This is a genomic window from Paenibacillus sp. FSL L8-0340 (genome assembly GCF_038593145.1).
GTDB lineage: Bacteria > Bacillota > Bacilli > Paenibacillales > Paenibacillaceae > Paenibacillus_AQ.
This window is the reverse complement of sequence record NZ_CP151967.1, coordinates 1,898,518-1,921,219: the sequence shown is the minus strand read 5'-3', so window position 1 is coordinate 1,921,219 and position 22,702 is coordinate 1,898,518. Positions and strand designations below refer to the sequence as shown.

Sequence of the window (22,702 nt, the reverse complement as noted above, 5' to 3'; positions counted from 1 at the left end):
GCTTCTCTTTTTGCACCCTGTATTAGATCTTGCCCAAGCCCGCGTCGTCGCCGACTTCCTCATGGGTATCAATTACATAATTAACGATTTCCTGAACAGTCGTATAAGCAACGCCTACATAAGTATCTGCAGCGCCGTAGTAGATCGCAATGCGGCCGGTTTCGGCATCATTCAGCGTAGCGCAAGGGAAGAGCACGTTGTTCACGAACCCTCTTTCTTCGTACCATTCTTCCGGTGTCAGGACGAAGTTCTTGGAGCGGTATTTCACTCTCGACGGCTCATCTTTATCCAGAATAACTGCGCCCATGCTGTATACCAGACCGTTGCAGGTTCCGGTTACGCCATGGTAGAACATCAGCCAGCCTTCGGAAGTTTCGATCGGAGCGGGGCCGCCGCCAATTTTGGTGCTTTGCCACCAGCCTTGACCGCCTTTGGTCATCACATGGCGGTGTTTGCCCCAGTAGACGAAGTCAGGGCTTTCGCTCAGGAACACATTCCCGAACGGGGTATGTCCGCTATCGCTCGGACGGGAGAGCATCACGAAATTGCCGTTGATTTTTTTAGGGAACAGCACGCCGTTACGGTTGAACGGCAGGAACGGATTTTCCAGGCTGATGAAGGTTTTGAAGTCCTGGGTTTTCGCTACACCGATAGCCGCGCCGTAGAAATCTGTACACCAGATGATGTAATAGGTATCTTCGACTTTCACCAGACGAGGATCGTAGGCATAACGCGGCATGTACGGATTGCCTTCTTCATCAATGAATTGAATCGGCTGATCGTCGATTTTCCAGTCCAGACCGTCAACACTGTAGCCCATCCGCAGATGTGGACGGGTCGTGTTGTCCTCTACGCGGAATACACCGAGAAAGTTGCCATCATAAGCAACAACCGCACTGTTGAAAATCCGTGCAACCCCTTTAGCCGGATTGCGTTTAATTACCGGGTTGTCATTATGTCTCCAGACCGGGTTTTCGTTTCCTGCAGGTCTGTCCTGCCATGGGATATTCGGCAAATCATTTCCAATCAACTTTACTTCTTTCATTGTTAAGTCTCCCTCCAAAGGTACTGCAGCTCCGCTGCAGTTCTTAAATGTAATGTGTTGAATCAGAATCTGTAACTATTTTACAGAACCTTGCGCAAACCCGTTATAAATATATTTTTGCAAGGAAACGAAGGCGACTAGGGTCGGGATAATCGCAATCATGATCGCGGCACAGATAACCTCCCACTGCGAGCCGTACGGGCCTTTAAATTTAAACAGCGCAGTCGAGACGACCTGCAGGTCACTTTTTGGCATGTACAGGAATGGGGTATAGAAGTCATTGTAGATATTTACGCCCTTTACGATTACGACTGTTACAATGGCCGGACTCAGCAGCGGCAATATAATCCGCCAGTAAATCGTCCAATACGAAGCCCCGTCCAGCATCGCAGACTCATCCAGCGACTCTGAAATCGAATCCAGAAACTGCATGAAGATGTAAACGGCAATAATATCTGTACCCAGGTACATCAAAATCGGCGCCCAGCGGGTATTGAACAGCTCCAGGGAGTTGATGATCTGGAATGTAGCCACCTGAGTCGTCACACCCGGAATCAGTGTAGCCAGCAGGAAGGCGCCCATCATCAGCTTGCTGCCTCTGAATTTGAAGCGGGACAGGATATAAGCCATCATCGAACCGGTCAGCGTTGCACCGGCGATGGAAATCACCACGATAATGATCGTGTTCTTGAAGCCGAGCAGCATTTTGCCGTCGACAAAAGCCTTGGTGTAGTTCGAGAAATTCAGCCAATTCTCCGGCAGTGTCAGCGGTCCGGTCGAAGCATATTCAGCGTTTGTTTTTAGTGAAGCGAAAAGGACGACAACGATTGGAATAAGTGCCACGAGCGCTCCTAACAACAAGGTGAGGTATTTGAAGAAAGAAGCAGCGGTATATTTAAAAGTATGCATAGCTCTTACTTCTCCTCCTTGATCAGAACACGCTGCAGAATGGTAACAAGTATAACTATACCCAGAAGCAATACGGCCATTGCGGAAGCAAGGCCAAGCTTGCTGTATTTGAAGGCCACATCGACGGTCTGGATGACAAACGTGCTACTGCCATTGGACCCGCCGGTCATGACATACGGAATTTCGAAGACACCGATCGCTCCGCTTACGGCGAGGATCAGATTGAGCTGCAATATACGTTTGATGCTCGGAATGATCATATGTCTGAACTGGTGCCAGCGGTTGGCGCCGTCAATTTCCGATGCTTCATAAATATCACTTCCGATAGAGGAAATCGCTCCAAGGAAGATGATAAAGTTCATTCCCATGTACCTCCAGACAGAGGCAAAAGCGAGGGAAATGTTGATCAAATGGGGGTTGAGCAGCCATTTCTGCTGCCAGGCTCCAAGTCCCAACATATCAAGCAGCGTATTGAGGGTTCCCTCCGGCTTGAAGAAGAACAGGAAGATAAAACCGATAGCTACACCGTTAAGCAGTGTCGGGAAGAACAGAATTCCCTTGAACCAATTCTTCATCCGGACGTTAAAGCTTAGAATTGTTGCAAAATACAGTGCCAGCCCCATTTGGACAAAGGTAGCGAAGAAGTAATACAAACTGACTTTAAATACGGCAAAATACTCCGGTTTGGTGAAAATCGTCTTGTAGTTTTCGAGCCCTACATATTCCATCTTCTTGCTCAGTCCATCCCAGCTCGTGAAGCTGTACTGGAACATCTTTAACACCGGTAAATACGAGAAGGTTAACAGCAAAAGAATCGGAACCAAAGAAAATAGAAAAATAATCAAAATCCGCTGATTTTTATAACTCAAGTTAGACAATTTGGGCACTCTCCACACCTCCTAAGAACAAATGCTTTTTACTCCAAATCCAGCTCCAGGCCGCAAAAGTGAAGGGGAAAATGCCTCTTTGAGCATCTTCCCGTTCTCTTGATTCTTTCTTCACTCTGCGTTTTATCTAGTTAAAATGATATGGCAATTACCGGCATTACTTTGCAGCGGTAACTTTTGCTCTTGCTTCTTTCCATTTATCGTTCAGATCTTTCATGATATCGTCATAGGAATCTTTGCGGTTGCCGATAGCCGCTTCAATGATCACTTTCTTGAAGTCAGGCTGCCAGAGACCGATTTGAGCTTCCTTGTCGATGGCATCAACCCAGCCTTCTTCTCCAGCTTTTGCAGGAGCCAGTGTATCAAAGGTTACTTCGGTGCCTTCAAATTGTTTGAGGATTTCAGGAAGCTCAGCACCCTTAACCGGGCTCATACCGCCGCCTTCAGTAGTCGGATAGCCGGATTCATTAATGAACCAGTCCAACCATGCTCTTGCTGCTTCTTTATTTTTACTGTGAACGCTGACACCCAGGTTGTAGTCATCGGACAGCGGAACCAGAACCTTCTCAGCATTGGTAGGGAATGGCATGAAGCCTACATCGTCAGGATTTGTAGCCACTCCTTTAATTTGGCCGATCGCCCAGGATCCGAGCATCATGGTACCGATTTTCCCGTTAGCCAGATCAGCTTTAGAAGATTCCCAGTCTGTTGTTGTAGGATCTTCTTCAATCAAGCCGTTCTTAGCTGCATCGTACAGTACTTTGTACAGGTCATAGTGAGGTTGTCCTTTAACAAAGTTGTCATCGGAAGCCACTTGAGCGATATTGACATAGTCGCGGTTGCCGGCAACGGTAGCCAAATCCGATTCCCATTGAGTCAATGTCCAACCGGCTGCATAGTTCGTGTACAGCGGAACAGCTTCGGTTTTATCTTTGATGCTCTGCAGAGCCGTCATGAACTGGTCCATCGTTCTCGGTGTTTCCGTAATGCCCGCATCTTTAAATACTTGTTTGTTGTAAATCACGCCGGAGAAGTTAACGGTGATTGGAACACCATAGGAAACTCCGTCGACCGAACGTTCCTCAAGCCCTGTATATTTCTGTTCAAGGTCGGACATTTGGCCCAGCGGCTCGAAAAAGTCCGGCAGATCCTTAATCGCTACACTTGTAGGCAGCAGCAGCACGTCGCCGTAATCGTCGGTGCTCATGCGGATTTTGATTTGATCCTCATAGCTGGAAAGTGCCTCAAAGTTCACTTTTACGTCCGGATATTTCTCATTGAATTTTGCTGCGTAATCTTTGAATACGGTATCAACAATATCCGTTCTTTGTGTAATCACGGTGATTTCGCCTTTGATATCCTTAGCGGCATCACCTTCAGGAGCAGCAGTAGCCTCCGTGCTGGTTCCGGCATTCCCTTTATTGTTCGCTGTTTCATTCTCCGCGTTGTTGTTCGATGAACAGCCTGTGAACAAGCCAGCCATTAGCGTAAGTCCCATTAATCCAGCCATTACTTTGCTTTTCTTCATTGCTTTTGACCCCTCTCTTTTATTCACGTTTCTAAATAACAAAATACTAACACTCTATATCAGTCTCGATTGAGATAAATCACCGTTAATTCGTGTTTTGTCTACAATCATTATGAAAAGAATGATGGTATCGCTTACAAATATATTATAAATCGTTTCCAGAGCCAAAACGATGGTTTCAATTGTTTTTTCTGGTCTTCAATTTGTTATTTTTGTTTTTCTAAATTTAAATTTGTTATCTACCATATATTAAACAACCTGAAAAGGAGGGCTTTCGCCCCCCTTTTCACGAATCATTTCCTATTAAAGAGCAGATTACTTTGTGCCGGATGCTAGCTTTTCGGAGTCCTGCATCCGCTTTTGTAATCCTTTGGTGTCATTCCGCACATTTTCTTGAACAGCTTGTTAAAATATACAGGATCGCTGTAACCGACCCTTTCGGCAATCTCATAGTTTTTGAGATCAGGCTGTCCAATCAGCAGCTCCTTGGCTTTCGCGATACGAATACCGATAAGATAATCCGTTATCGTCTGGCCGGTCTTGAACTTAAACAGGCGGCTGATGTAACTTGCGTTCATACCAACGGTCTCTGCCAGACGCTCCAGCTCAAAGTTTTGGCCATATTCCTTCTCCAGAATGCTTTTGGTCTGTTCAACCACATAATGCTCTCCACCCTCGGCAGCCTGAGCTGGAGGATTCTCCTGTTCAGGTACGGCAATCTTCAGTTCCTTGTTCTCCTCCACCCGCTTCAGCAGCTCGTACAATTGAGCCTTCTCTATCGGCTTAAGCAGATAATCCAGTACGCCGTGACGCATAGCCCTCCGGGCATAATCAAACTCGCTAAATCCGCTCAGCACAGCAATCGATAAATTTTTCATATGGCCCCTGGCCTCTTCTATCAGCTTGAAGCCGTCCATCCTCGGCATCTTGATGTCCGTAATCAGGAGATCAATATCCTCAGGAGCCAGCGTGGAAAGATGCCCCCAAGCCTCCTGTCCATTGCCGTATGAACCGATAACTTCTACTTCCAAGTCCATGCGGGAAGTAATCTTCTCCAGCCCGCGTCGTATTACTTCCTCATCGTCCGCAATCATGACCTTGATCAATTCGAAACCGCCTCCAATTGTAATCCGCTGCGAATGATTGCGCTACCATTCTAATTATATGCCTGATTAGCCGGTTAGAAAATGTGTTGTATTGCTCTTTTATAGTCTTCAATTTACTTTAATTAATTCCCCCTTGAAATCAAACACAAAAAGGTATATAACTAAATTGTATTGTTGTTATCAATAAATAACAATATTATAATAACATAACAACGAAAAGTTATTATTTGTTAGCATTATTTTATCTATTCTTCCTAGTAAAGCGAGGTTTCCAAATGTCACTGCTTAATGAATATGTCGGAGGTGTCACCTGGGGCTTTATGGGCAGACGCGGAACCTGGACTACTGAAGCAGCCGAAGCTTCGATGGGGCTTATGAAATCGGTTACGGGTGCGAACTGGACCGCAATTGCCTTCAGCGCCATTCAGGCCACTCCGCAATCCACGGAAATTCCGTACTGGGAGAAGCCGACAGTCACCGACGAAGAAGTAGTCTGGGCGATCCGCAAGGCCAAAGAGCTCACTTTAAAGGTCTGCCTGAAGCCGATTGTCAATTGTGCAGACGGCACTTGGCGCGCACATATTAACTTTTTCGACAAGGATGTTCCCTGCGAGCCCAAATGGTCGGAGTGGTTCCGCTCTTATACTGACTTTATCCTGCATTATGCTGCGATCGCTGAAGAAAGCGGTTGCGAAATGTTCTGCATCGGCTGTGAGCTGGTCCAGACCGAACGGCGCGAAGCGGAATGGCGGGCCCTGATCGCTGAGGTACGCAAGGTCTACCACGGGATCATTACTTACAATTGCGACAAATACCAGGAGGATAATGTGACCTGGTGGGATGACCTCGATGTGATCTCTTCCAGCGGATATTACCCGGAACAGGACTGGGAAGCCCAGCTTGACCGGATTGAAGCCGTGGTGAAGTTACACAACAAACCGTTCTTCTTTATGGAAGCCGGTTGTCCCAGCCGTACCGGAAGCGCTGCTATCCCCAATGACTGGACGTTACAGGGTGAACCCAGCGAAGAAGAGCAACACCGGTTCTACCAGGCGATGTTCGGCAGCTGCGAAAGCCGTGAATGGGTACGGGGCTTCATGTTATGGGATTGGCCTGCACAGCTCTATCCGCTTGAAGAGGCGGCAGACAATGATGATTACTGCATGTACGGGAAGTCGGCAGCAGGTGTCATCAAAGCGTATTATGGCTCCAAAATCAATAACTAACGATGGGAGTGGACCGGAAAAATGAAGAACTCACCCGAAGATTGGCTGAAGAAGCTGGAGGCTGAATTGCAGGACAATATTCTCGGCTTCTGGATGGAACACACGCTGGATGAGCAATACGGCGGCTTTGTTGGCGAAATTGATAACCAGTTGAATGTTGTCGAAGGCGCAGAGAAAAGCCTTGTGCTTAATGCTCGGATTCTCTGGACCTTTGCGAGTGCTTACCGCATGTACCGCAAAGCTGAATACCTGTCCATGGCTGAACGTGCCTACAGCTACCTGCTGGAGCATTTCACAGATAAGGAATACGGTGGATTTTACTGGATGGTAGATGCTTTAGGTGCACCTTCCCAGCCGAAAAAGCAAGTATACGGCCAGGCTTTTGCCATCTACGCGTTAGCCGAATTCCATCATGCTACTGAAAATTCACAAGCCTTGGAACAAGCGGTTGAGCTGTTCCGTCTCCTGGAAAAGCACGGCTACGATCCGCTTTATAAAGGATATATCGAAGCACTGTCGCGTGAATGGCATGTAACGGATGATCTGTCGCTAAGCGCCAAGGATATGAATGAGAAGAAGTCGATGAATACGCATCTGCATGTGCTGGAGGGTTATACTGGCCTGTACCGTGTATGGAAATCCGAAGAGCTGAAGCTTAAGCTGGCCGGGCTGATCGAAACGATGCTTGATCATATCATTGACGCGGAAGGCAAGCATTTCCACCTGTTCCTGGATGAAGAGTGGCATGTGAAATCTGAGCTCGTCTCCTACGGCCATGATATCGAAGGCAGCTGGCTGCTGGTAGAAGCCGCTGAGGTGCTTGGCGATGAGAAGCTGCTCCAGCGCGTGCGCACAGTTGCCCTGAGCATGGCAGAAGCTGCGCTTGAAGAAGGCATCGCCAGCGACGGGGGCATCTGGAATGAGGCCGACGGCAGCGGGCTGCTGAGTAAGGATAAGGACTGGTGGCCGCAGGCTGAAGCAGTTGTCGGCTTTTACAATGCCTATCAGCTGACGGGGAATCAGCGGTTCCTGAATGCCGCTGAAGGCGCCTGGAACTTTATTGACAGCTATTTAGTGGACCGCAAGTATGGCGAATGGTACTGGGGTGTTGACGAGAAGCTGCAGCCGCTCGCGCATGAGCCGAAGGTCAGCGCCTGGAAATGCCCTTATCATAACAGCAGAGCCTGCTTCGAGATGATCGAACGTCTTAAAACAACTTTAAAGGAGAATGTCTAATGACCACTTTATTCGAAGAACGCAAGGAACAATTGACAGCACGTTATGAGGCCCTGATCGGACGTAAAAATAAGAAGGTGGCTTACGGCAACGGGACTTATGACCGTTATCAGTATCCGCTGCTCACCGCAGAGCATGCCCCGCTGATCTGGCGTTATGATTATAATCCGGCAACCAATCCATATTTTGCTGAAAGAATCGGCGTTAACGGCATCTTCAACCCGGGCGCCATTGAGTTGGATGGCAAGTTCTATATCGTAGCCCGTGTTGAGGGCAATGACCGCAAATCCTTCTTCGCTGTAGCCGAAAGCGACAGCGGTGTAGACGGCTTCCGCTTCTGGGACCATCCGGTAGTGTTACCTGAAACAGAAGACCCGGATATCAATGTCTACGACATGCGTCTGGTTAAACATGCCGATGGCTGGATCTATGGCTTGTTCTGCACCGAGCGTAAAGATCCGGATGCTCCGCACGGCGACCTCTCCAGTGCTGTAGCCCAGTGCGGCATCACCCGCACCAAGGATCTGAAGACCTGGGAACGTCTGGCTGACCTGAAGACCGGTTCCGCCCAGCAGCGCAATGTCGTGCTGCATCCTGAATTTGTGGATGGCAAATATGCCTTCTACACCCGTCCGCAGGATGGCTTCATCGACGCCGGTTCCGGCGGCGGCATCGGCTGGGGATTGTCCGATACAATCGAAAATGCCGTAATTACCAGCGAGTCCATTATGGATCAGCGCTATTATCACACCATCAAAGAAGTGAAGAACGGCCAAGGCCCGGCTCCAATCAAAACTCGGCGCGGCTGGCTGCACATCGCCCATGGCGTGCGCAATACAGCAGCAGGACTGCGGTATGTGCTTTATGCTTTCCTGTCGGACCTGAATGAGCCGAACAAAGTTACCCATGCTCCAGGCGGCCATTTCATCGCTCCAGACGGTGAAGAACGTGTCGGCGACGTATCCAACGTAGTGTTCTGCAACGGTGTAATTGCCCGCGATAACGGAGAAATCTATATTTACTACGCATCCTCCGACACCCGCATTCATGTAGCTACCACTTCAGTTGACCAAATGCTCGACTATGTGCTGAATACACCGGAAGATCCGCTCCGTTCCTATGCCTGCGTACAACAGCGCATCGCACTGATCGACCGTAACTTACAGCTATAATTGCCTACACTTCATACGTAAAAAGAGTCAGCCGGGTTGAGTTCCTGGCAGACTCTTTTTTATTTACATGGGCTGAAGTAAGGACCAGCAGCCGAATAACTGATTGACCGTATGGCTTTTTGGCCGGATCTCCACTCCCAATGCGACTTAATTGTACTTCGCACACTTAAAAACGCAATTTCCACTGCCACCGTGTGTATAGTTGCATTCTGTACATTTATATTAGAGGATTTCAGCTCAAATGGGCGAATTTATTATTTTTAACTGCATAAAATGCAGTTATTTCTAGAAAAAGTCTGCTTATACCTTGAATAATTGCAGGTAATGCAATTAAAGCTACAGGTGCTGATGATGCCTTCTAAATTGCCCCAATACCCTCTCTTGGTCTCAGGCCAAATTATACAGGCGGGGGAACAGCGCAAAAAGAGAAACTACCCTTGCACTTTTTCCTATTATTACGGATTGAGCGGACTTAACGTCAACTTACACCGCTGCGCGAACGATGTAATTATCCAAGGTTGCCTGCAACCCTTGGGATGACTGGTGCTGAGTGAAAATCCGGCTGATCTCAGGCATACATTGCAACACCATTTCGTGAACCGCAGGTGTCTGGCCAAAACAGCGCAACCGCACAATATCCAGCGGCTCATGAAAATACTGCACACTCGTAACAATCTCGATTTCAGCGCTTGTAAATCCGCTTGCCTCGAGCCGTTGATTGATCTTGTCCAGTACCGGAGTTCCTTCCGGCTGAGGTGCAAACAGCCCGGGAAAGAGCCGGGACAGCTCTGGCGACAAACGGTCGCCGGGATGGAGAGCAAGCAGCCTCCCGCCTTTATTGAGGATTCTCGTAAGATCAGAGTATGCGGAGGTCGGGCCTTTACGGTTGTAAGCACAATCAAATTGTCCGTCTTCGAAGGGAAGCTTGTGCTTGGTATTGGCTGTAACAAAAGAAACATTGGAAAGGGCTGTGCTGCTGGCCGTTTCGATAAAATCAGCAGTGACGTCCAGCCCGACAATTTGCTTCACCACAGGACTCCAGCGAATCGTAAAATCCCCATGACCGCAGCCGATATCGAGTACTCTTTTCCCTGGCACCAGTCCTGCAACCTCCTCGGCGAACATCGCCTCCGCATCGGGCCCCGTGATCGTGGAATTCCAGGGGTACGTATATTTCCCCGTCTCCCCTCCCAGTCCGGCATACCATTCAAATGAATGCGGCAGTCTCCAATCCGGGTGTTCTGTCGGATCTGCTAACGTCTGGTTCATTCCATCTCCTCCTGTCTTCATCACATTCCCTAGCTCTGCGGTCCGGACGCTGAATCCCGGTGGACGATATCGGCAGCGATCAGAATCTTCTCCAGCGGTGCTGACGGATTATGAATCCGGTTCAGCAGCTTCTCCACTGCCGCCCGGCCCATTGCCTCTTTGGGTACATGCACGGTTGTAAGCGGCGGAACACCTCTTGTTGCATCCTCGATGTTGTCAAATCCCGTTACTGAGATGTCGCCCGGTATGGAGAAGCCGTCTTCCTTCAGCGCCTCGCTGACTGTGAGCGCGATGAAATCATTGGCGCAGACTAGCGCTGTCGGCATGGTTTTGGCTTTTTTCCGCTTCGCCATCCATTGGTTAAACTGCTCTTGAATGATTGCGTCATCCATGCCTTCCAGCTGAAGCATCTCGTCATCACCGGCAGGGGGCTTCAATTCACTCTCTTCCAACGCGCTGCGGAAGCCGATCCAGCGGTCGCGGAAGCTGCGCGAGTAGCGAATATTGCCGATAAAATGCAGCAGCTTATGGCCAGTTGCCATCAGGTGGTTGCTCAGCCGGTTCATGGAATCAGTATTGTTAGCGAATACTGTATCGCTCGGAATTAGCGGATCTTCATGATCAATCAGCACCATCGGCAGTCCGATGCGGTGCACCTCCAGCAGCAGCGAGGTAGAAATCTGTCCTACTCCAACCAGGCCGAGAATACCGTTCGGGTTCAGAATGTTGACGAAATTATCTGCACGGTGCTCTGAAACAATCACCATCCCGAGGCCTTCCTGATCCAGCGCAAGTGCAATGCCGTCAACAATTTTGCCCCAATAGAGGGAATCTTGTGTCTGTGAACGGATATTGGGCATCAGCACCAACACCGACTGCTTATTCCGGTCGCTCCCTGAGCCCTGGGAGGAACGTTTTATATTTTGCACGTATGCATTCTTCTGTGTGAAATAGCCAAGCTGTGAAGCAGCCTGGATTACCCGCTCTCTGGTTGTTTCGTTGACGCCGCCCTTGCCTGAAAGCGATTTGGAGACGACAAACTTGGATACGCCGAGATGATCGGCAATTTTCTGCATGGTAACCTTTTTAGCCATATGAAAGCCCTCCAGAATAATCTTGATTTAAAAAACAATTCCCCGTTTATGGCTGCGGAGAAGCCTGCTGCCCCTGACGCGCTTCCTTCCATTTCTCATTCAATATGTCAAAAGACTGCTGTAAATCCGGCGTGGCAAGCAACTCCTGAATATAATCTCCTGACCAGAACGACATCTTCGCCCTGTTAGCCATTTCAATGAAGGCGTCACTTTGCACTGTTGCCTCAACCAACCGGGGATTGTAGGAGAGAAACTCGCGGAACTGCTCCATAGAAGGCTCTGCTGCTCCCTCAGGAGGCAGGAAGCCCCAGTCAGCTGTATAGGAGGTCTCTTTTACGAAATACTCCACCCAGGCCATGGAAAGCTCCTTATGCTTGCTGAATTTGCTGACACCAATGAACCAGTCCGGATTGAGCGGAGCATAATGTTCACTGCCATTGTCATATGGAAACGGGAAGAATCCGATATCCTCCTCGGAGGCACCGGCATCCAGCACCTGGCGGATCGTCCAGTTTCCGAGCAAATACATGCCGACCTCCCCCTTCGCCAGCTTGGTTTTGGAAATCTCCCAATTGTTCGAGAACAGCTCATCTTCCACATAACCCTTGTCAATTATCGTTTTGGCGATGGACAGAGATTGCCCCCATGCATTATCAATCTGCCACGGGCTGTCCTCATGAACCATGTTGTTCAAGTATTCGGGATCACCGGTCATAAAATTGACCATATTATTTCCCCATTCCCGCAGCGGCCAGACGGCTCCGTAATTTAAATAAACGGGCGTAATTCCCGCCGCCTTCAGCTTGGCGCAGGCAGCGTAGAATTGTTCAAGGGTCTGCGGAATTTGCGTAATGCCCGCCTGCTCGAAAGCCCGCTTGTTATAGACGATTCCGCTGGTTGTCGTACCTGTAGATAATCCGTACCTCTTACCACCGTAAGTAGCGAATGTGGTGAATCTTTCCTGAGCGGACATTTCATTATCCAGCGGCTCAAAAAAAAGCCCGAGCTCTTTTGCCGGCAAATTGACGGGCAGCAGCAGAACATCCCCGGCGTCCTTGGTCGACAATCGGACGAGAATGTCGCTCGCATAATTGGGCAAACCTTCGAATTCCACACTAGCTTCCGGATACTTCTTTTTAAACTGGTCGGCATACCCTTTGAAGGTTCCATTCTCAATCAGATCAATTCGATTCGTCAGCATGACAATCGTGCCTGACAGACTGGACGAACCCCCGTCTACGGCAGCTGATGCAGCAGGCTCCTGGCTGTTGCCGCGATTCTCGCAACCCGCTGACAGCAGCAGCAGAACCAGCAGCACGGTCCGCACAGGCCAATGTATTTTAGTCCTCTTCAAGGTGTTCCCCCTCTCTCTAGCTCTCGCTATCCGTTCGTTCGTTTGGCTCCAGCAGTGGCAGGGATAAGATTACATCCGTCCCTTTCCCTGCCTCACTGAACACTTCAATGCCGTAACCCGCACCATAATGCAGCTGTACACGCTGGTGCACATTTTTCATACCGATTCCTCCATTGATGCTTTTCTTGCGGGGTGTCTCACGTTTCAGACTGTCATTGAGCTTGTCCAGCGTGTCCTGATCCATACCGCAGCCGTCATCGCTGATATGAAACAGCAGCTTATGCTCTGTAATCTCACATTTAATGCTGAGATGCATCTGGGGCTTGCTGTCATCCAATCCGTGATAAGCAGCGTTCTCTATGATCGGCTGGAAGACCAGCTTAATGATGGAGTATTCGTTAAGCTCCTCCGGGACATCGATCTCCAGCAGGAAACGTCCGGGATAACGGCTGCCCAGCAGCTCTACGTAGTTGCGCACATACAGCAGTTCCTGCTTCATCGTCGTTTTGCCGGTTAATTCACTCGTACTGTAACGCAGCAGCTTACCCAGTATGGAGATCATGTCGGCGGCTTCGACATCGTCATTAAGCTCTGCAGTCATGCGGATAGACTCCAGTGTATTATAGATGAAGTGAGGATTGATCTGGCTCTGCAGCGCCTGCAGCTCCGCCTCCTTCTTCTGCTCTTCAATCCGGTAGATATCCTCGATCAGCTGCCTGATCCGGGCAAGCATCCGGTTGAACTGGTGACCCAGCAGGCCAATTTCATCCCGGCGTTTGACTCGGAAGGTGACATCAAGATCGCCGTTCTGCACCTTTTTCATTAGCTGAATTAATTGAGTCAACGGTTTGGTCAACGCAAAGGATAAAATAATCGAAATAATCAGCGCCAGCACAATGATAATCAGCGTTGCGGCAAAGGTCACATTGCGGGTCAGCTTCACATCGCGGGTCAACTCATCGACCGGAATGGAGATAATCACCTTCCAATTGGTCTTGGAGGAGCTTGAATATATATTCAGCCTATCCCGGCCGGACACCGTGTCGTAGAAGCTCCCGGCGCTGCCCTGCGCCTTGCGGTACAGCAATGTGTGTGAAATATCCGTCGTCAGCAGCTTCTGATCGCTGTCATACACAACTTTTCCGTTCTCATCCACAATTAATGACTTGCCGTGCGTAACCTTATCCAGTTCGGCGACTTGATTTTCCATGTTGCTGATATTGGCATCCACCGCAATCAGTCCGATTGGATTCCACAGGCCGTCGACAATTTTACGGACAACCGTGAACGCATACCGGGTGCTTTGCAGATTGCTTGTGTATGCCTGAGTGCCGAAAAGCAGTGCTTCCCCGCTGGAATACTTGGCCTGCTCGCTCCAGAACTTGTAGCTTTGCTTCAGATCCAACCGGACGCCTCCGTCTTTGGCCGAATAATAACCGTTGCCATAGCCGTCAAAAATATACACGGAATTCGTGCCCCGTTTGATATTGTTGATGAAGGAAATGTTTCCTTCGATCCCCCGCTGTATAGACAGCAAAAGATCAAAATCACCGGGTGCAATCGACGAACTGTCCATTTCGCCCGCCATGCCCTGCTTCTGCTCATAATACCGGTTCGAGCGCAGCAGGTTCTGCTTGATATCGTTTACATAAGCGGGCATGGATGAGATTCGTTTCATATCCTCTATGTAGTCATCAATCCCGTCCATCATTTGATCGATCAGCTTTTCTGAATAAGCGATGGTATTATACTCGATGGACTTGGAGTAGCTCTTGAAGCTGATTACACTGATAAAAGAAAGCGGGAGTGTAATGATAATCAGAAAGACGAGGAGCAGCTTGCGTTCCATGCTCATATCCCCGATAAAGGACCACCAGTTGTATTTGCGTTTACCCTTCATACGGCCCTTCTCCTTCAATGACGTTTACCTAACTTTTCTTATATTCATAACAATTTCCCTAACAAAATCATTATACGTGTTAGTGTGTGGTTGTACAAGAAGATAGCACGCAAAGTTCCAAGGTAACTTCGAAGATTGTTTCCATAACCCTTTGCCGAAGTATTGAAACCTGTTAAAAGCGGAATAAGGCCGCTTCTTCCTGTGGAAGAAACGGCCTTATTGGCTCAAAAACCTGCGTAACTCTAATGATTTATTTGATGGTAAACAGCGCCAGCTTATCCTTCAGCTGAGTTGAAACGCTCTCCAGCTTGCCTGACAGCGAAACGAGGTGATCGCTCACGTTCTGCTGCTCGCTGCTGAGTGAGGCTACCTCTTCCGAAGTGGCCGAGGATTGCTGCGCTACCGCACTTACATTGCCCATGGCATCCGACAGGACACCTTGGGAATGATTGAGGCTTCCAATGGCGCCGGTCACTGATTCGAGGCTTGTAATGAAATCCTCCATCTGTCCCTTAACCGATACGAAGATATCGCTTGTGCTCTTCACCGAACTCATCTGCTGCTTGAAGAGCGGTGCAACTTCGGACAGCACAGTTACTGTCTCGTTCATTTCAGCCATGATTTTATCGGTAATCCCGGCTACAAGGGCAATGGACTGCTTGGATTGATCCGCCAGCTGCCGGACTTCCCCAGCCACGACCATAAATCCGCGGCCTGCTTCGCCCGCTCTTGCTGCTTCAATGGTTGCATTCAATGAGAGAATGTTTGTCTGCTGTGTAATGTTCTTCATAACATCAAGCACTTTGATTACAGAGAATACCGTTTCTTTCAAATCGTTGACACGATCCACCAGCGCGGTTGTCATCTCTCCGGTACGGCCTGTCTGCTTCAGCAGCTCTTCGAGTTGCTTCGCTCCGTGTCCGCTGGCTTCACCGACACCACGGGCCGCCTCATCCATCTCGGCATTGGCAGCGATAACGCTCTGCATTTGTGTAGCGATCAGATCCGTCAGCTCATTGCCGCGTTCAGCTTCCAAAGCCAAACTTCCTGCACCACCGGCGATCTCTTCCGTAGCAGCGGCAATTTCCTTCGCAGAAATGGCAGTCTTGCGGGAAGCTTCACCAAGCTCGCCAGCAGTATCCAGCACTTCGCGGGCTGTGTCCGTTGTCTGTGCAACCAGCTCTGTAATCCGTTCCATCATCGTATTGAAGGAGGCCGACAGCTCGCCGATCTCATCCTTAGATACGTATTCGGTACGCACGCTCAGGTCACCCTTTGAACCTTCAACCATAAGATCCTTCAGGCGTGCCAGCGGTTTGGCGATCATCTGGACCATCCAGAACCCTAGCACTACCGCAAGCGCGGCTGCAGCAAGCGCCGCCAGATAAGTCGTGAACAGAATCGGACGTGCTGCCTTCACCAGCTCGCCGGTTGGCACCACTCCGGTCAGCTTCCAGTCAGCCTTGGTCAAGGGATTATACACTGCCAGCACATCCTTGCCGTCGGCATCGCTGGCTTCCTGACTTGCGTTGTTGCTCTTGCTCTCCTTGATGAAGGCTAGCTCGGAAGCCACCCCGTCATCAGCAGGTACATTAGAAGCGACTACTATACCATCCGGGTCCACAAGCTGAATCCGTGAGCCGTCTCCGAGGGAAACAGTTTTGAAGGCTTCCTCCAGCAGTGTATTTTTCAGTTCAAGCATGATTACATATCCTGAATTGGAACCCATGTTTTTGAGGGATCTTACCATCGCGATATTTTTCCCTTTATCACCTTCAATGGCCGTCGAGAACCAGTAGTTCTGGGATGCTTTGGTTTCCTTGGAGTAATAATATTCATATTCCTGAGTACGGCCTACAACCGTGTTATACCAATCCTGATCTCTTATTCCATCCATCTTTAGTCCGGAGTTGCCGCTTGTAATTACACTATAGTCCGCTGACTGCGGAATCAGTGAAATAGCCACAATGTTCGAATCTGTTGTCGTCTGGCTGGATAGCTTTTTGCTTATTGAATCGGTAGCTACAAATTTATCATAATTGGAACTCGCGGAAGCCAAATCTGTCAAATCACTTTGCATTTTCGTATCAAAATACAGTTGCAGTGCCAGATTCTCATACTGTTTGATAAGAATATCAAGCTTATCAGAGGTCTGGATAATGGTCTGCCGGTTAGCTTCTGATACATTATCTTTAATCGTATTCTTGGCCTTGTTATAGGACAACAGTCCCAAGAGCAGTACCACAATAACAATTGAAGACAAGAAAATCAAAAACAGCTTGACACCAACTGATTTCAGCGGGTTGACCCTTTTCACCTGACGCACCGAAGTATGTAGTACCCCCTTAAGGGTTACCTTGTCGCGCACTTTCTTGACCTTACTTTTGCTTGCTGTCTGTGTTTCACTTGTGCGGTTTGTCTCTGCTTTTTGTACTGTCACCGGTTTCTTCTTGTTCTTCCCCACTCTCATCCTTCTCCCTTTCTGCTGTTCTCCTCTTTTTTCACGCTCGGGAGCCCCCATTACCATCACCTACCAATTAGATTAGAAGATGTATGTAAGCGTTCACGGAATATATATCGGCATATTGGGTCTTTTTTCTTAGTTTTCTTTACAAATTCCCAGAGAATTTTTTATATTTCCTAAGAATATCCCGAATTTTGCCGGGATTGCAAAAAAAGAGATGCTCTTCAAAAAATAAGAGCATCCCTTGTAAATAAATAATAAAATTATTTTCTCTTCCGCATCATATCGAAATAAGCTACCGGCTGGTCTACCTTCATGCGGACACGCTGAAGCGGGTGGCGGGCAACGTCAAGCCGGTTGCCCTCTTCATCCCACAGCTCTCCGACGGTCTGCTTGAAAAAGGTGTTGTCCGGGCCGAAGAACTCCACTTCCTGCCCCGGTTTGAAGTTGTTGCGCTGCTGAATTAGAGCCATTCCGCTTTCAGCATCATACTCCAGCACCAATCCGGCAAAATCATAAGGAGCCGCTTTTTCCTCCGGCTCATAGATATGATCCTCATGATCCGGGGTGTCGTAGAAAAATCCGGTGTTCAGCGGACGGTTTGCCGCTTTTTGCAGCTCTTCCAGCCACTCCGGCTTCAGCTCATAACCTTCCGGATCAGCCATGTAAGCATCAATGGCCTTGCGGTAGGCGTTGACTACAGTCGCCACATAGTGAATCGACTTCATCCGGCCTTCAATTTTGAAGCTGTCAATGCCCGCCTCAATCAGTTCGGGAATGCTCTCCAGCATGCACAAATCCTTAGATCCCATCGAGAACTGGTTATCCTCCGGCTGATGCAGCGGAAGCTGGGTTACACCGGGCTCAAGACGCTGCGGGGACGAAAGGACTTCAGCCTGCTCTTCCTCAGATACCCATGCACCTTCCGGACGGGCATCTTCGAACAGGTCATATTTCCAGCGGCACGACTGGCAGCAGCCGCCGCGGTTGGAGTCGCGGTCCGTGAAATGATTCGACAGCACGCAGCGTCCGGAATACGAGGAGCACATGGCTCCGTGGATAAAGCTCTCGATCTCGATATCCACATGTGCTTTGATCTCGGCAATCTCTTCAAGGCTGGTCTCACGGCCCAATACAACACGCGGCAGACCTTCCTCTTTCCAGAAAGAGACAGCCTGCCAGTTCAGTGTGGACTGCTGGGTACTGAGATGTACCTCAAGGCCCGGCACCAGGCGGCGCGCGGTATCGACGATGGCCGGATCTGCTACAATAATGGCGGCAATCCCGGCTTCATATAGATTGCGCAGGTATTCTTCAATCCCGGCGATATCTTCATTATGGGCATAGATATTGGTAGCAACAAATACCTTGGCCCCGTATTTCTTGGCGAATTCCACGCCTTCGCGCATTTCTTCAAAGCTGAAGTTATCCGCTCCGGAGCGCAGGCCGTATTTCTGGCCTCCAATATATACTGCATCCGCACCATAATGCACGGCGAATTTCAATTTCTCCAGATTACCCGCCGGAGCAAGGAGCTCCGGTTTGTCCAGACGGTAACGTTTGCCCTTAAACTGAGGCTTTGTCATGGTTCCCATTCCTGTTCTCCCCTCCATATCTTTGCTGTATAAATAAACCTGAAAATCTTCCTTTTAGATATGAACGCAACTGCGGTAAGTGTTTGGACTTCCGGCCGCTGTTAGGTTTGGATTTCCTGATTTGAACCGTTAGCCACGGTAGAAATCCAAACCTAAAGGCGTACGCTATCGCTCCTACAGTTCCAAACCTTCCCTCCGTTACTCTATCTTTAAGGTTAGGCATTAAGTTCATTTTAAAATCAGCAAATCATTGCATTATTTATATTTTAATACACCTGTTCCTTGTAGAAAAAGCCGAATGTCAGTTCACGCTCAGGGTCCTGCAGCGCCCGGATTCCGTCCATCCATTCCTCCTGGAACGCATAACCTGCCGGATCAGCGGTGTAGAGGTCTATCGCATGGCGGTAAGCCTTAACTACAGCAGCATTGTAGGCAGCTGGCTTAAGCAGCCCTTCAATCTTCAGGCTGTGTACTCCGGCACCCAGCAGCAGATGAAGGTCCTCCAGAATGCAAATATCATCGGAACTCATAATATGTGTCCCGTTGACATCTTCATAAATCGGAAACTTCTCATCCTGGCGTTCTGCTTCAATCAGGAATAAGCCGCGCTCCTTGCCAAGGCTTCCGCCTTCACTCGGACGGCCTTGATGCGACATATAGCTCTCTACCAGCTTGCGTTTGGAATGGTATATATTCGTCATGCCGTGGACCTGTACCTGGGCTTCGATCTCCAGCAGCGGTACCATATCCGTCATCTCATCCATATTCAATTCACGGGCCAGAACGACACGCGAAGCTCCCTTGCGGCCCCAATAGTTCGCAGTGGCATAATTGGTCGAGGTCATTTCCGCATTCCAGTGCAGCTTCATGCCCGGCGCTTCATGCTTCACAGCCGCCAGCACAGCAGGGTCTCCGAATTCAATGCCGTCAACGCCAAGCTCACCGATCGCCTTCACATAAGCAGGAAGCTCATCCAGCAGACGGTTCGTCATCAGCCCGCCAAGACCGGCATACACCTTGCGGCCTTTGCTGTGAGCCAGACTAACGACAGCCGCTGTGTCCTCCAGCGAGAAGTGTCCGGCAAGTCGCATGCCGAAACGGTCATCCCCGATGAGGAGCGCATCTGCCCCGGCATCCAGCAATACACGTGCTTCTTCCAAGGAAGCCGCCGTTGCCAGCAGCTCCGGTTTGTTATTCATGTTGATTCCTCCTAAATTCATCCGTCCAGCTCATCATCATTTATTAACGGCAACAGTTCTCATTTTACAGGTTTCCTACTGATTTTGTTCACTTTTTTTGATATTGGCTAAATGTTCCTTGTAGGTCTTGCCGAACAGATGCCCCTGCGTACCGTCTTTTTTGGTCACATAGAAATAGTACTCTGAGGCTTTCGGCGCAAGCGCAGCCTGTATCGATGCAAGGCCCGGACTTCCGATAGGTCCAGGTGGTAGACCCGGATTCCGGTACGTATTATACGGGCTTTCGACCTTCAGGTCCTTATTCAGCAGTCTTTCCTTCTGCTTGTCCAGCAGGTACTGGACAGTTGCGTCGATCTCCAGGTTCTGGCCTTTCTTCAACCTGTTATAAATAACACCGGCTACAAGCGGACGTTCTTCGTCCACAACTACCTCCCGCTCCACGAGAGAAGCTACGGTCAGCAGTTCATGCAGCGACAATCCGCGCTCCGCAAGCTGCGCCTGCCAGTCCGGAATACTGTCCAGCTTCTTCGTCAACTGCTCCAGCATGGCTTCAACAACCTCTTGCGGTGTACTGTCCTTGGCCAGCTCATACGTTTCCGGGAACAAATAGCCCTCAAGCCGGTGCCGTAAACTGGCGTCCCCGGGAATCTTCAGCGTATTTACCGCAGTCAGCCCCGCCCCCGAGTTCATCATTTTCAGAAACACATCGGCCGGCTGGTTCCAAGCCTCTGCAAGCTTCTCAGCTATCTGCTTTGCCGTGAATCCTTCGGGAATGGTGAACACCACCGTATCTTCCTTCACTACATCCCCGGCATTCAGCCGGGCAATCAGCTCATCATAGGTGTCCCCTGGACTTGCCGTATAGGTGCCTGCCTTGAAGCTTGACCCTTCCTTGACCCATTTCAGATATCCCCTAAAGAACATTCCGTTACGTATAATGCCGTTTTCGTCGAGCAGGCTGGCGATTTCCGCACTCCCCATGCCCTTCTCTATCGTAAACGTGACGGCTGGCCCTGCAGGCTCTACCGGCTGCATGCCATTCCAGATATACCATGCTCCTCCCCCTCCTGCCAATGCCAGCAAAAGGATAATAATGAGCACAGCGCGGATTGCTGCTTTCAAATGTGACTCCTCACTTTCCGACTATAAAGTATAAAATTGTATTGTTTTAAATTCAATATAAATTTCATGAGAACGCTGCATCAACCTTTTATGGTCGTATATCAAGCAAAAAGAGCGCGGAAAATTCCGCCCTCTTCATGCTCAACATAATGTTGCATACAGATAAAGATGCTTATTCCGTGTCCTCTGCGGGAAAAGTCAGCTCATCGTACAGCTCGGAAATATCTTCCCACTCTTCATCGTCAACGATGCTCTCCAGCTCCGGAAGACCGTCAGGCGAAACTACAATCCGCAGAATCTCCTGCTCCGCGTCTTTTCCGGAACCGGTCAGCACCGCATATGCGCGGTCACCGACTTCAAACTCGGCAATAATATCGTAAACGGAAGATTTACCCTGCTCGTCTTCCAGTTCCACTGTTTCTCCGTATACTTCTTTGAGCTTAGATGTCCATACCGCTTGTTGGGCGGAAAAATCAGTCATTCTCGGCTCCTCCGTCCAATTCGTCTACCAAAGTATTGAAAGTCTCTTCAACAATGGCCCATTCTTCGTCATTCTCGATCATGAAGAGCTGCAGGTCGTCACCATCTTCCTCGTAACGGAACGCATACACCTCATCGCTCTCTTCATCCTCGGAATCGAGTGGAACCACCATCATATACTTTGCATCCGAACCGTCGACTTCAAACTTCATGATGACCTCAAATTCCTCTTCATTACCTTCCTCATCGGGAATATAGATAATTTCCGGTTCTTCTTCTTGGCCGATCTGCTCGTTTGTCATATCCGCGCACCCCTCACCTTTTACTGTTAGCATCCAAAAAATTTTGCAAAATCAAGGCTGCGGCCATTTTGTCCACAATCCCTTTGCGTTTCTTCCGGCTGACGTCCCCTTCAATCAGCACCCGCTCAGCGGATACTGTCGTCAGACGCTCATCCCAAAGGTGTACGGGTAATTCGAGTTGTTCCCGCAGCTGGCCGGCGAATTCTATACAGATTTCACCACGCGGTCCAACTGAGCCATTCATATTTTTCGGAAGCCCAACCACAATTTCTCCAATTTCGTGCTCTTTCACCAGTTCGCGGATCCGTTCGAACTCATTCCCGTTTCCGCGGCGCTCAATCGTCTCTAGAGCCTGGGCTGTCCATCCGAAAATATCGCTTGTGGCGACTCCGATTCTACGGTCGCCGTAATCCAGACCCAGCTTCTTCATTTCGGCTGATCCACCCGATGATTGGCAAGGTAGAAACGGACCAGTTCCTCAATCAGCTCATCACGTTCTTTCCTCCGGACCAAACTTCTCGCATTGTTATGGCGCGGAATGTAAGCCGGATCTCCGGAAAGAAGATATCCAACGATCTGATTGATCGGATGATATTCTTTCTCCACGAGCGCGTCGTATACGGCGAGCAAGATTTCCTGGGGAGAAGCTTCCTTTTCATCGCCCTTCACATTGAATTTAACCGTTTTGTCCATGGAGTCCATTTGTGACACCTTCCTTCTGCAAAATCACCCTAAAAGGGCAGCTTCGCAAAGTTGCTGCTGTACAGCTTACTTGCTGCCTTCATCATAACATATTCATGCCCCAACGAGGAAA

The 22,702-nt window shown here is 49.3% G+C and carries 20 protein-coding genes; 3 read left to right on the top strand and 17 right to left on the bottom strand.

Features of this window, described 5'->3' with window-relative positions:
* Positions 1-22: 22 nt before the first annotated feature.
* The 5 genes from NST07_RS08680 to NST07_RS08660 form a co-directional block, all read right to left on the bottom strand.
* Entirely contained in the window at positions 23-1,045 is a 1,023-nt protein-coding gene (locus NST07_RS08680; RefSeq protein WP_342481382.1) for a glycoside hydrolase family 130 protein, read from the bottom strand.
* 75 nt (positions 1,046-1,120) lie between these two features.
* A complete protein-coding gene (locus tag NST07_RS08675) occupies positions 1,121-1,954 on the bottom strand; it encodes a carbohydrate ABC transporter permease (RefSeq protein ID WP_341091132.1) in 834 nt (277 codons plus the stop codon).
* Positions 1,955-1,959: 5 nt separating this feature from the next.
* A complete protein-coding gene (locus NST07_RS08670; RefSeq protein WP_341091131.1) occupies positions 1,960-2,841 on the bottom strand; it encodes a sugar ABC transporter permease in 882 nt (293 codons plus the stop codon).
* Between the two features lie 157 nt (positions 2,842-2,998).
* Positions 2,999-4,369, bottom strand: a complete 1,371-nt coding sequence (locus tag NST07_RS08665) for an ABC transporter substrate-binding protein (protein WP_341091130.1) — start codon at positions 4,367-4,369, stop codon at positions 2,999-3,001.
* Positions 4,370-4,701: 332 nt separating this feature from the next.
* Positions 4,702-5,475, bottom strand: a complete 774-nt coding sequence (locus tag NST07_RS08660; RefSeq protein WP_341091129.1) for a response regulator — start codon at positions 5,473-5,475, stop codon at positions 4,702-4,704.
* 275 nt (positions 5,476-5,750) lie between these two features.
* On the opposite strand from NST07_RS08660, the gene NST07_RS08655 reads away from it, so the two are divergent.
* From NST07_RS08655 to NST07_RS08645, 3 genes are read left to right on the top strand one after another with little or no spacing between them, the layout of a single operon-like run.
* Positions 5,751-6,701: a 1,4-beta-xylanase gene (locus tag NST07_RS08655; RefSeq protein ID WP_342481381.1), complete on the top strand. Its 951-nt coding sequence runs from the start codon at positions 5,751-5,753 to the stop codon at positions 6,699-6,701.
* A gap of 21 nt (positions 6,702-6,722) precedes the next feature.
* On the top strand, positions 6,723-7,937 hold the full coding sequence (locus NST07_RS08650) for an AGE family epimerase/isomerase (protein WP_342481380.1): 1,215 nt from the start codon (positions 6,723-6,725) through the stop codon (positions 7,935-7,937).
* Positions 7,937-9,109 (top strand): glycosidase, encoded by a 1,173-nt coding sequence (locus tag NST07_RS08645; protein ID WP_341091125.1) that lies wholly within the window; start codon positions 7,937-7,939, stop codon positions 9,107-9,109. Before NST07_RS08650 ends, NST07_RS08645 begins: the two co-directional genes overlap by 1 nt.
* A 483-nt stretch (positions 9,110-9,592) precedes the next feature.
* Here the strand turns inward: NST07_RS08645 and NST07_RS08640 are convergent, their stop codons facing one another.
* The 12 genes from NST07_RS08640 to NST07_RS08585 all read right to left on the bottom strand — a co-directional run bounded on the left by NST07_RS08640 (position 9,593) and on the right by NST07_RS08585 (position 22,590).
* Entirely contained in the window at positions 9,593-10,378 is a 786-nt protein-coding gene (locus NST07_RS08640; RefSeq protein ID WP_342481379.1) for a methyltransferase domain-containing protein, read from the bottom strand.
* A 29-nt stretch (positions 10,379-10,407) separates the two neighbouring features.
* Positions 10,408-11,472, bottom strand: a complete 1,065-nt coding sequence (locus tag NST07_RS08635) for a LacI family DNA-binding transcriptional regulator (RefSeq protein ID WP_342481378.1) — start codon at positions 11,470-11,472, stop codon at positions 10,408-10,410.
* A gap of 46 nt (positions 11,473-11,518) precedes the next feature.
* Complete coding sequence (locus tag NST07_RS08630) at positions 11,519-12,826, bottom strand: ABC transporter substrate-binding protein (RefSeq protein WP_342481377.1); 1,308 nt, start codon at positions 12,824-12,826, stop codon at positions 11,519-11,521.
* Between the two features lie 16 nt (positions 12,827-12,842).
* Positions 12,843-14,726 (bottom strand): sensor histidine kinase, encoded by a 1,884-nt coding sequence (locus NST07_RS08625; RefSeq protein WP_341091121.1) that lies wholly within the window; start codon positions 14,724-14,726, stop codon positions 12,843-12,845.
* A 250-nt stretch (positions 14,727-14,976) separates the two neighbouring features.
* Positions 14,977-17,196 carry a methyl-accepting chemotaxis protein gene (locus NST07_RS08620; RefSeq protein ID WP_341091120.1) on the bottom strand — a complete coding sequence of 740 codons (2,220 nt, stop codon included), beginning with the start codon at positions 17,194-17,196 and terminating at the stop codon, positions 14,977-14,979.
* Between the two features lie 257 nt (positions 17,197-17,453).
* On the bottom strand, positions 17,454-18,785 hold the full coding sequence (locus NST07_RS08615; protein WP_341091119.1) for a U32 family peptidase: 1,332 nt from the start codon (positions 18,783-18,785) through the stop codon (positions 17,454-17,456).
* A 266-nt stretch (positions 18,786-19,051) separates the two neighbouring features.
* Positions 19,052-19,984: a peptidase U32 family protein gene (locus NST07_RS08610; RefSeq protein ID WP_342481376.1), complete on the bottom strand. Its 933-nt coding sequence runs from the start codon at positions 19,982-19,984 to the stop codon at positions 19,052-19,054.
* Between the two features lie 75 nt (positions 19,985-20,059).
* The gene (gene mltG, locus NST07_RS08605; protein WP_342481375.1) at positions 20,060-21,106 is read right to left on the bottom strand and encodes an endolytic transglycosylase MltG; all 1,047 of its coding nucleotides are present in this window, start codon (positions 21,104-21,106) and stop codon (positions 20,060-20,062) included.
* Between the two features lie 172 nt (positions 21,107-21,278).
* Entirely contained in the window at positions 21,279-21,587 is a 309-nt protein-coding gene (locus NST07_RS08600; protein ID WP_341091115.1) for a DUF1292 domain-containing protein, read from the bottom strand.
* Positions 21,580-21,888: a DUF1292 domain-containing protein gene (locus NST07_RS08595; RefSeq protein WP_038588104.1), complete on the bottom strand. Its 309-nt coding sequence runs from the start codon at positions 21,886-21,888 to the stop codon at positions 21,580-21,582. Before NST07_RS08595 ends, NST07_RS08600 begins: the two co-directional genes overlap by 8 nt.
* Positions 21,889-21,901: 13 nt before the next feature.
* A complete protein-coding gene (gene ruvX / locus NST07_RS08590) occupies positions 21,902-22,318 on the bottom strand; it encodes a Holliday junction resolvase RuvX (protein WP_038588101.1) in 417 nt (138 codons plus the stop codon).
* Positions 22,315-22,590: an IreB family regulatory phosphoprotein gene (locus NST07_RS08585; protein ID WP_036696603.1), complete on the bottom strand. Its 276-nt coding sequence runs from the start codon at positions 22,588-22,590 to the stop codon at positions 22,315-22,317. Before NST07_RS08585 ends, ruvX begins: the two co-directional genes overlap by 4 nt.
* Positions 22,591-22,702 lie beyond the last annotated feature (112 nt).

What these genes read in the sequence shown, in the direction of transcription:
- NST07_RS08595 (WP_038588104.1), bottom strand. Translation starts at nt 21,888, where the DNA reads ATGACAAACGAGCAGATCGGCCAAGAAGAAGAACCGGAAATTATCTAT.
- NST07_RS08585 (WP_036696603.1), bottom strand. Translation starts at nt 22,590, where the DNA reads ATGGACTCCATGGACAAAACGGTTAAATTCAATGTGAAGGGCGATGAA.
- NST07_RS08655 (WP_342481381.1), top strand. Translation starts at nt 5,751, where the DNA reads ATGTCACTGCTTAATGAATATGTCGGAGGTGTCACCTGGGGCTTTATG.
- NST07_RS08680 (WP_342481382.1), bottom strand. Translation starts at nt 1,045, where the DNA reads ATGAAAGAAGTAAAGTTGATTGGAAATGATTTGCCGAATATCCCATGG.
- NST07_RS08640 (WP_342481379.1), bottom strand. Translation starts at nt 10,378, where the DNA reads ATGAACCAGACGTTAGCAGATCCGACAGAACACCCGGATTGGAGACTG.
- NST07_RS08610 (WP_342481376.1), bottom strand. Translation starts at nt 19,984, where the DNA reads ATGAATAACAAACCGGAGCTGCTGGCAACGGCGGCTTCCTTGGAAGAA.
- NST07_RS08620 (WP_341091120.1), bottom strand. Translation starts at nt 17,196, where the DNA reads ATGAGAGTGGGGAAGAACAAGAAGAAACCGGTGACAGTACAAAAAGCA.
- NST07_RS08675 (WP_341091132.1), bottom strand. Translation starts at nt 1,954, where the DNA reads ATGCATACTTTTAAATATACCGCTGCTTCTTTCTTCAAATACCTCACC.
- ruvX (WP_038588101.1), bottom strand. Translation starts at nt 22,318, where the DNA reads ATGAAGAAGCTGGGTCTGGATTACGGCGACCGTAGAATCGGAGTCGCC.
- NST07_RS08650 (WP_342481380.1), top strand. Translation starts at nt 6,723, where the DNA reads ATGAAGAACTCACCCGAAGATTGGCTGAAGAAGCTGGAGGCTGAATTG.
- NST07_RS08615 (WP_341091119.1), bottom strand. Translation starts at nt 18,785, where the DNA reads ATGGGAACCATGACAAAGCCTCAGTTTAAGGGCAAACGTTACCGTCTG.
- NST07_RS08625 (WP_341091121.1), bottom strand. Translation starts at nt 14,726, where the DNA reads ATGAAGGGTAAACGCAAATACAACTGGTGGTCCTTTATCGGGGATATG.
- NST07_RS08665 (WP_341091130.1), bottom strand. Translation starts at nt 4,369, where the DNA reads ATGAAGAAAAGCAAAGTAATGGCTGGATTAATGGGACTTACGCTAATG.
- NST07_RS08600 (WP_341091115.1), bottom strand. Translation starts at nt 21,587, where the DNA reads ATGACTGATTTTTCCGCCCAACAAGCGGTATGGACATCTAAGCTCAAA.
- NST07_RS08635 (WP_342481378.1), bottom strand. Translation starts at nt 11,472, where the DNA reads ATGGCTAAAAAGGTTACCATGCAGAAAATTGCCGATCATCTCGGCGTA.
- NST07_RS08645 (WP_341091125.1), top strand. Translation starts at nt 7,937, where the DNA reads ATGACCACTTTATTCGAAGAACGCAAGGAACAATTGACAGCACGTTAT.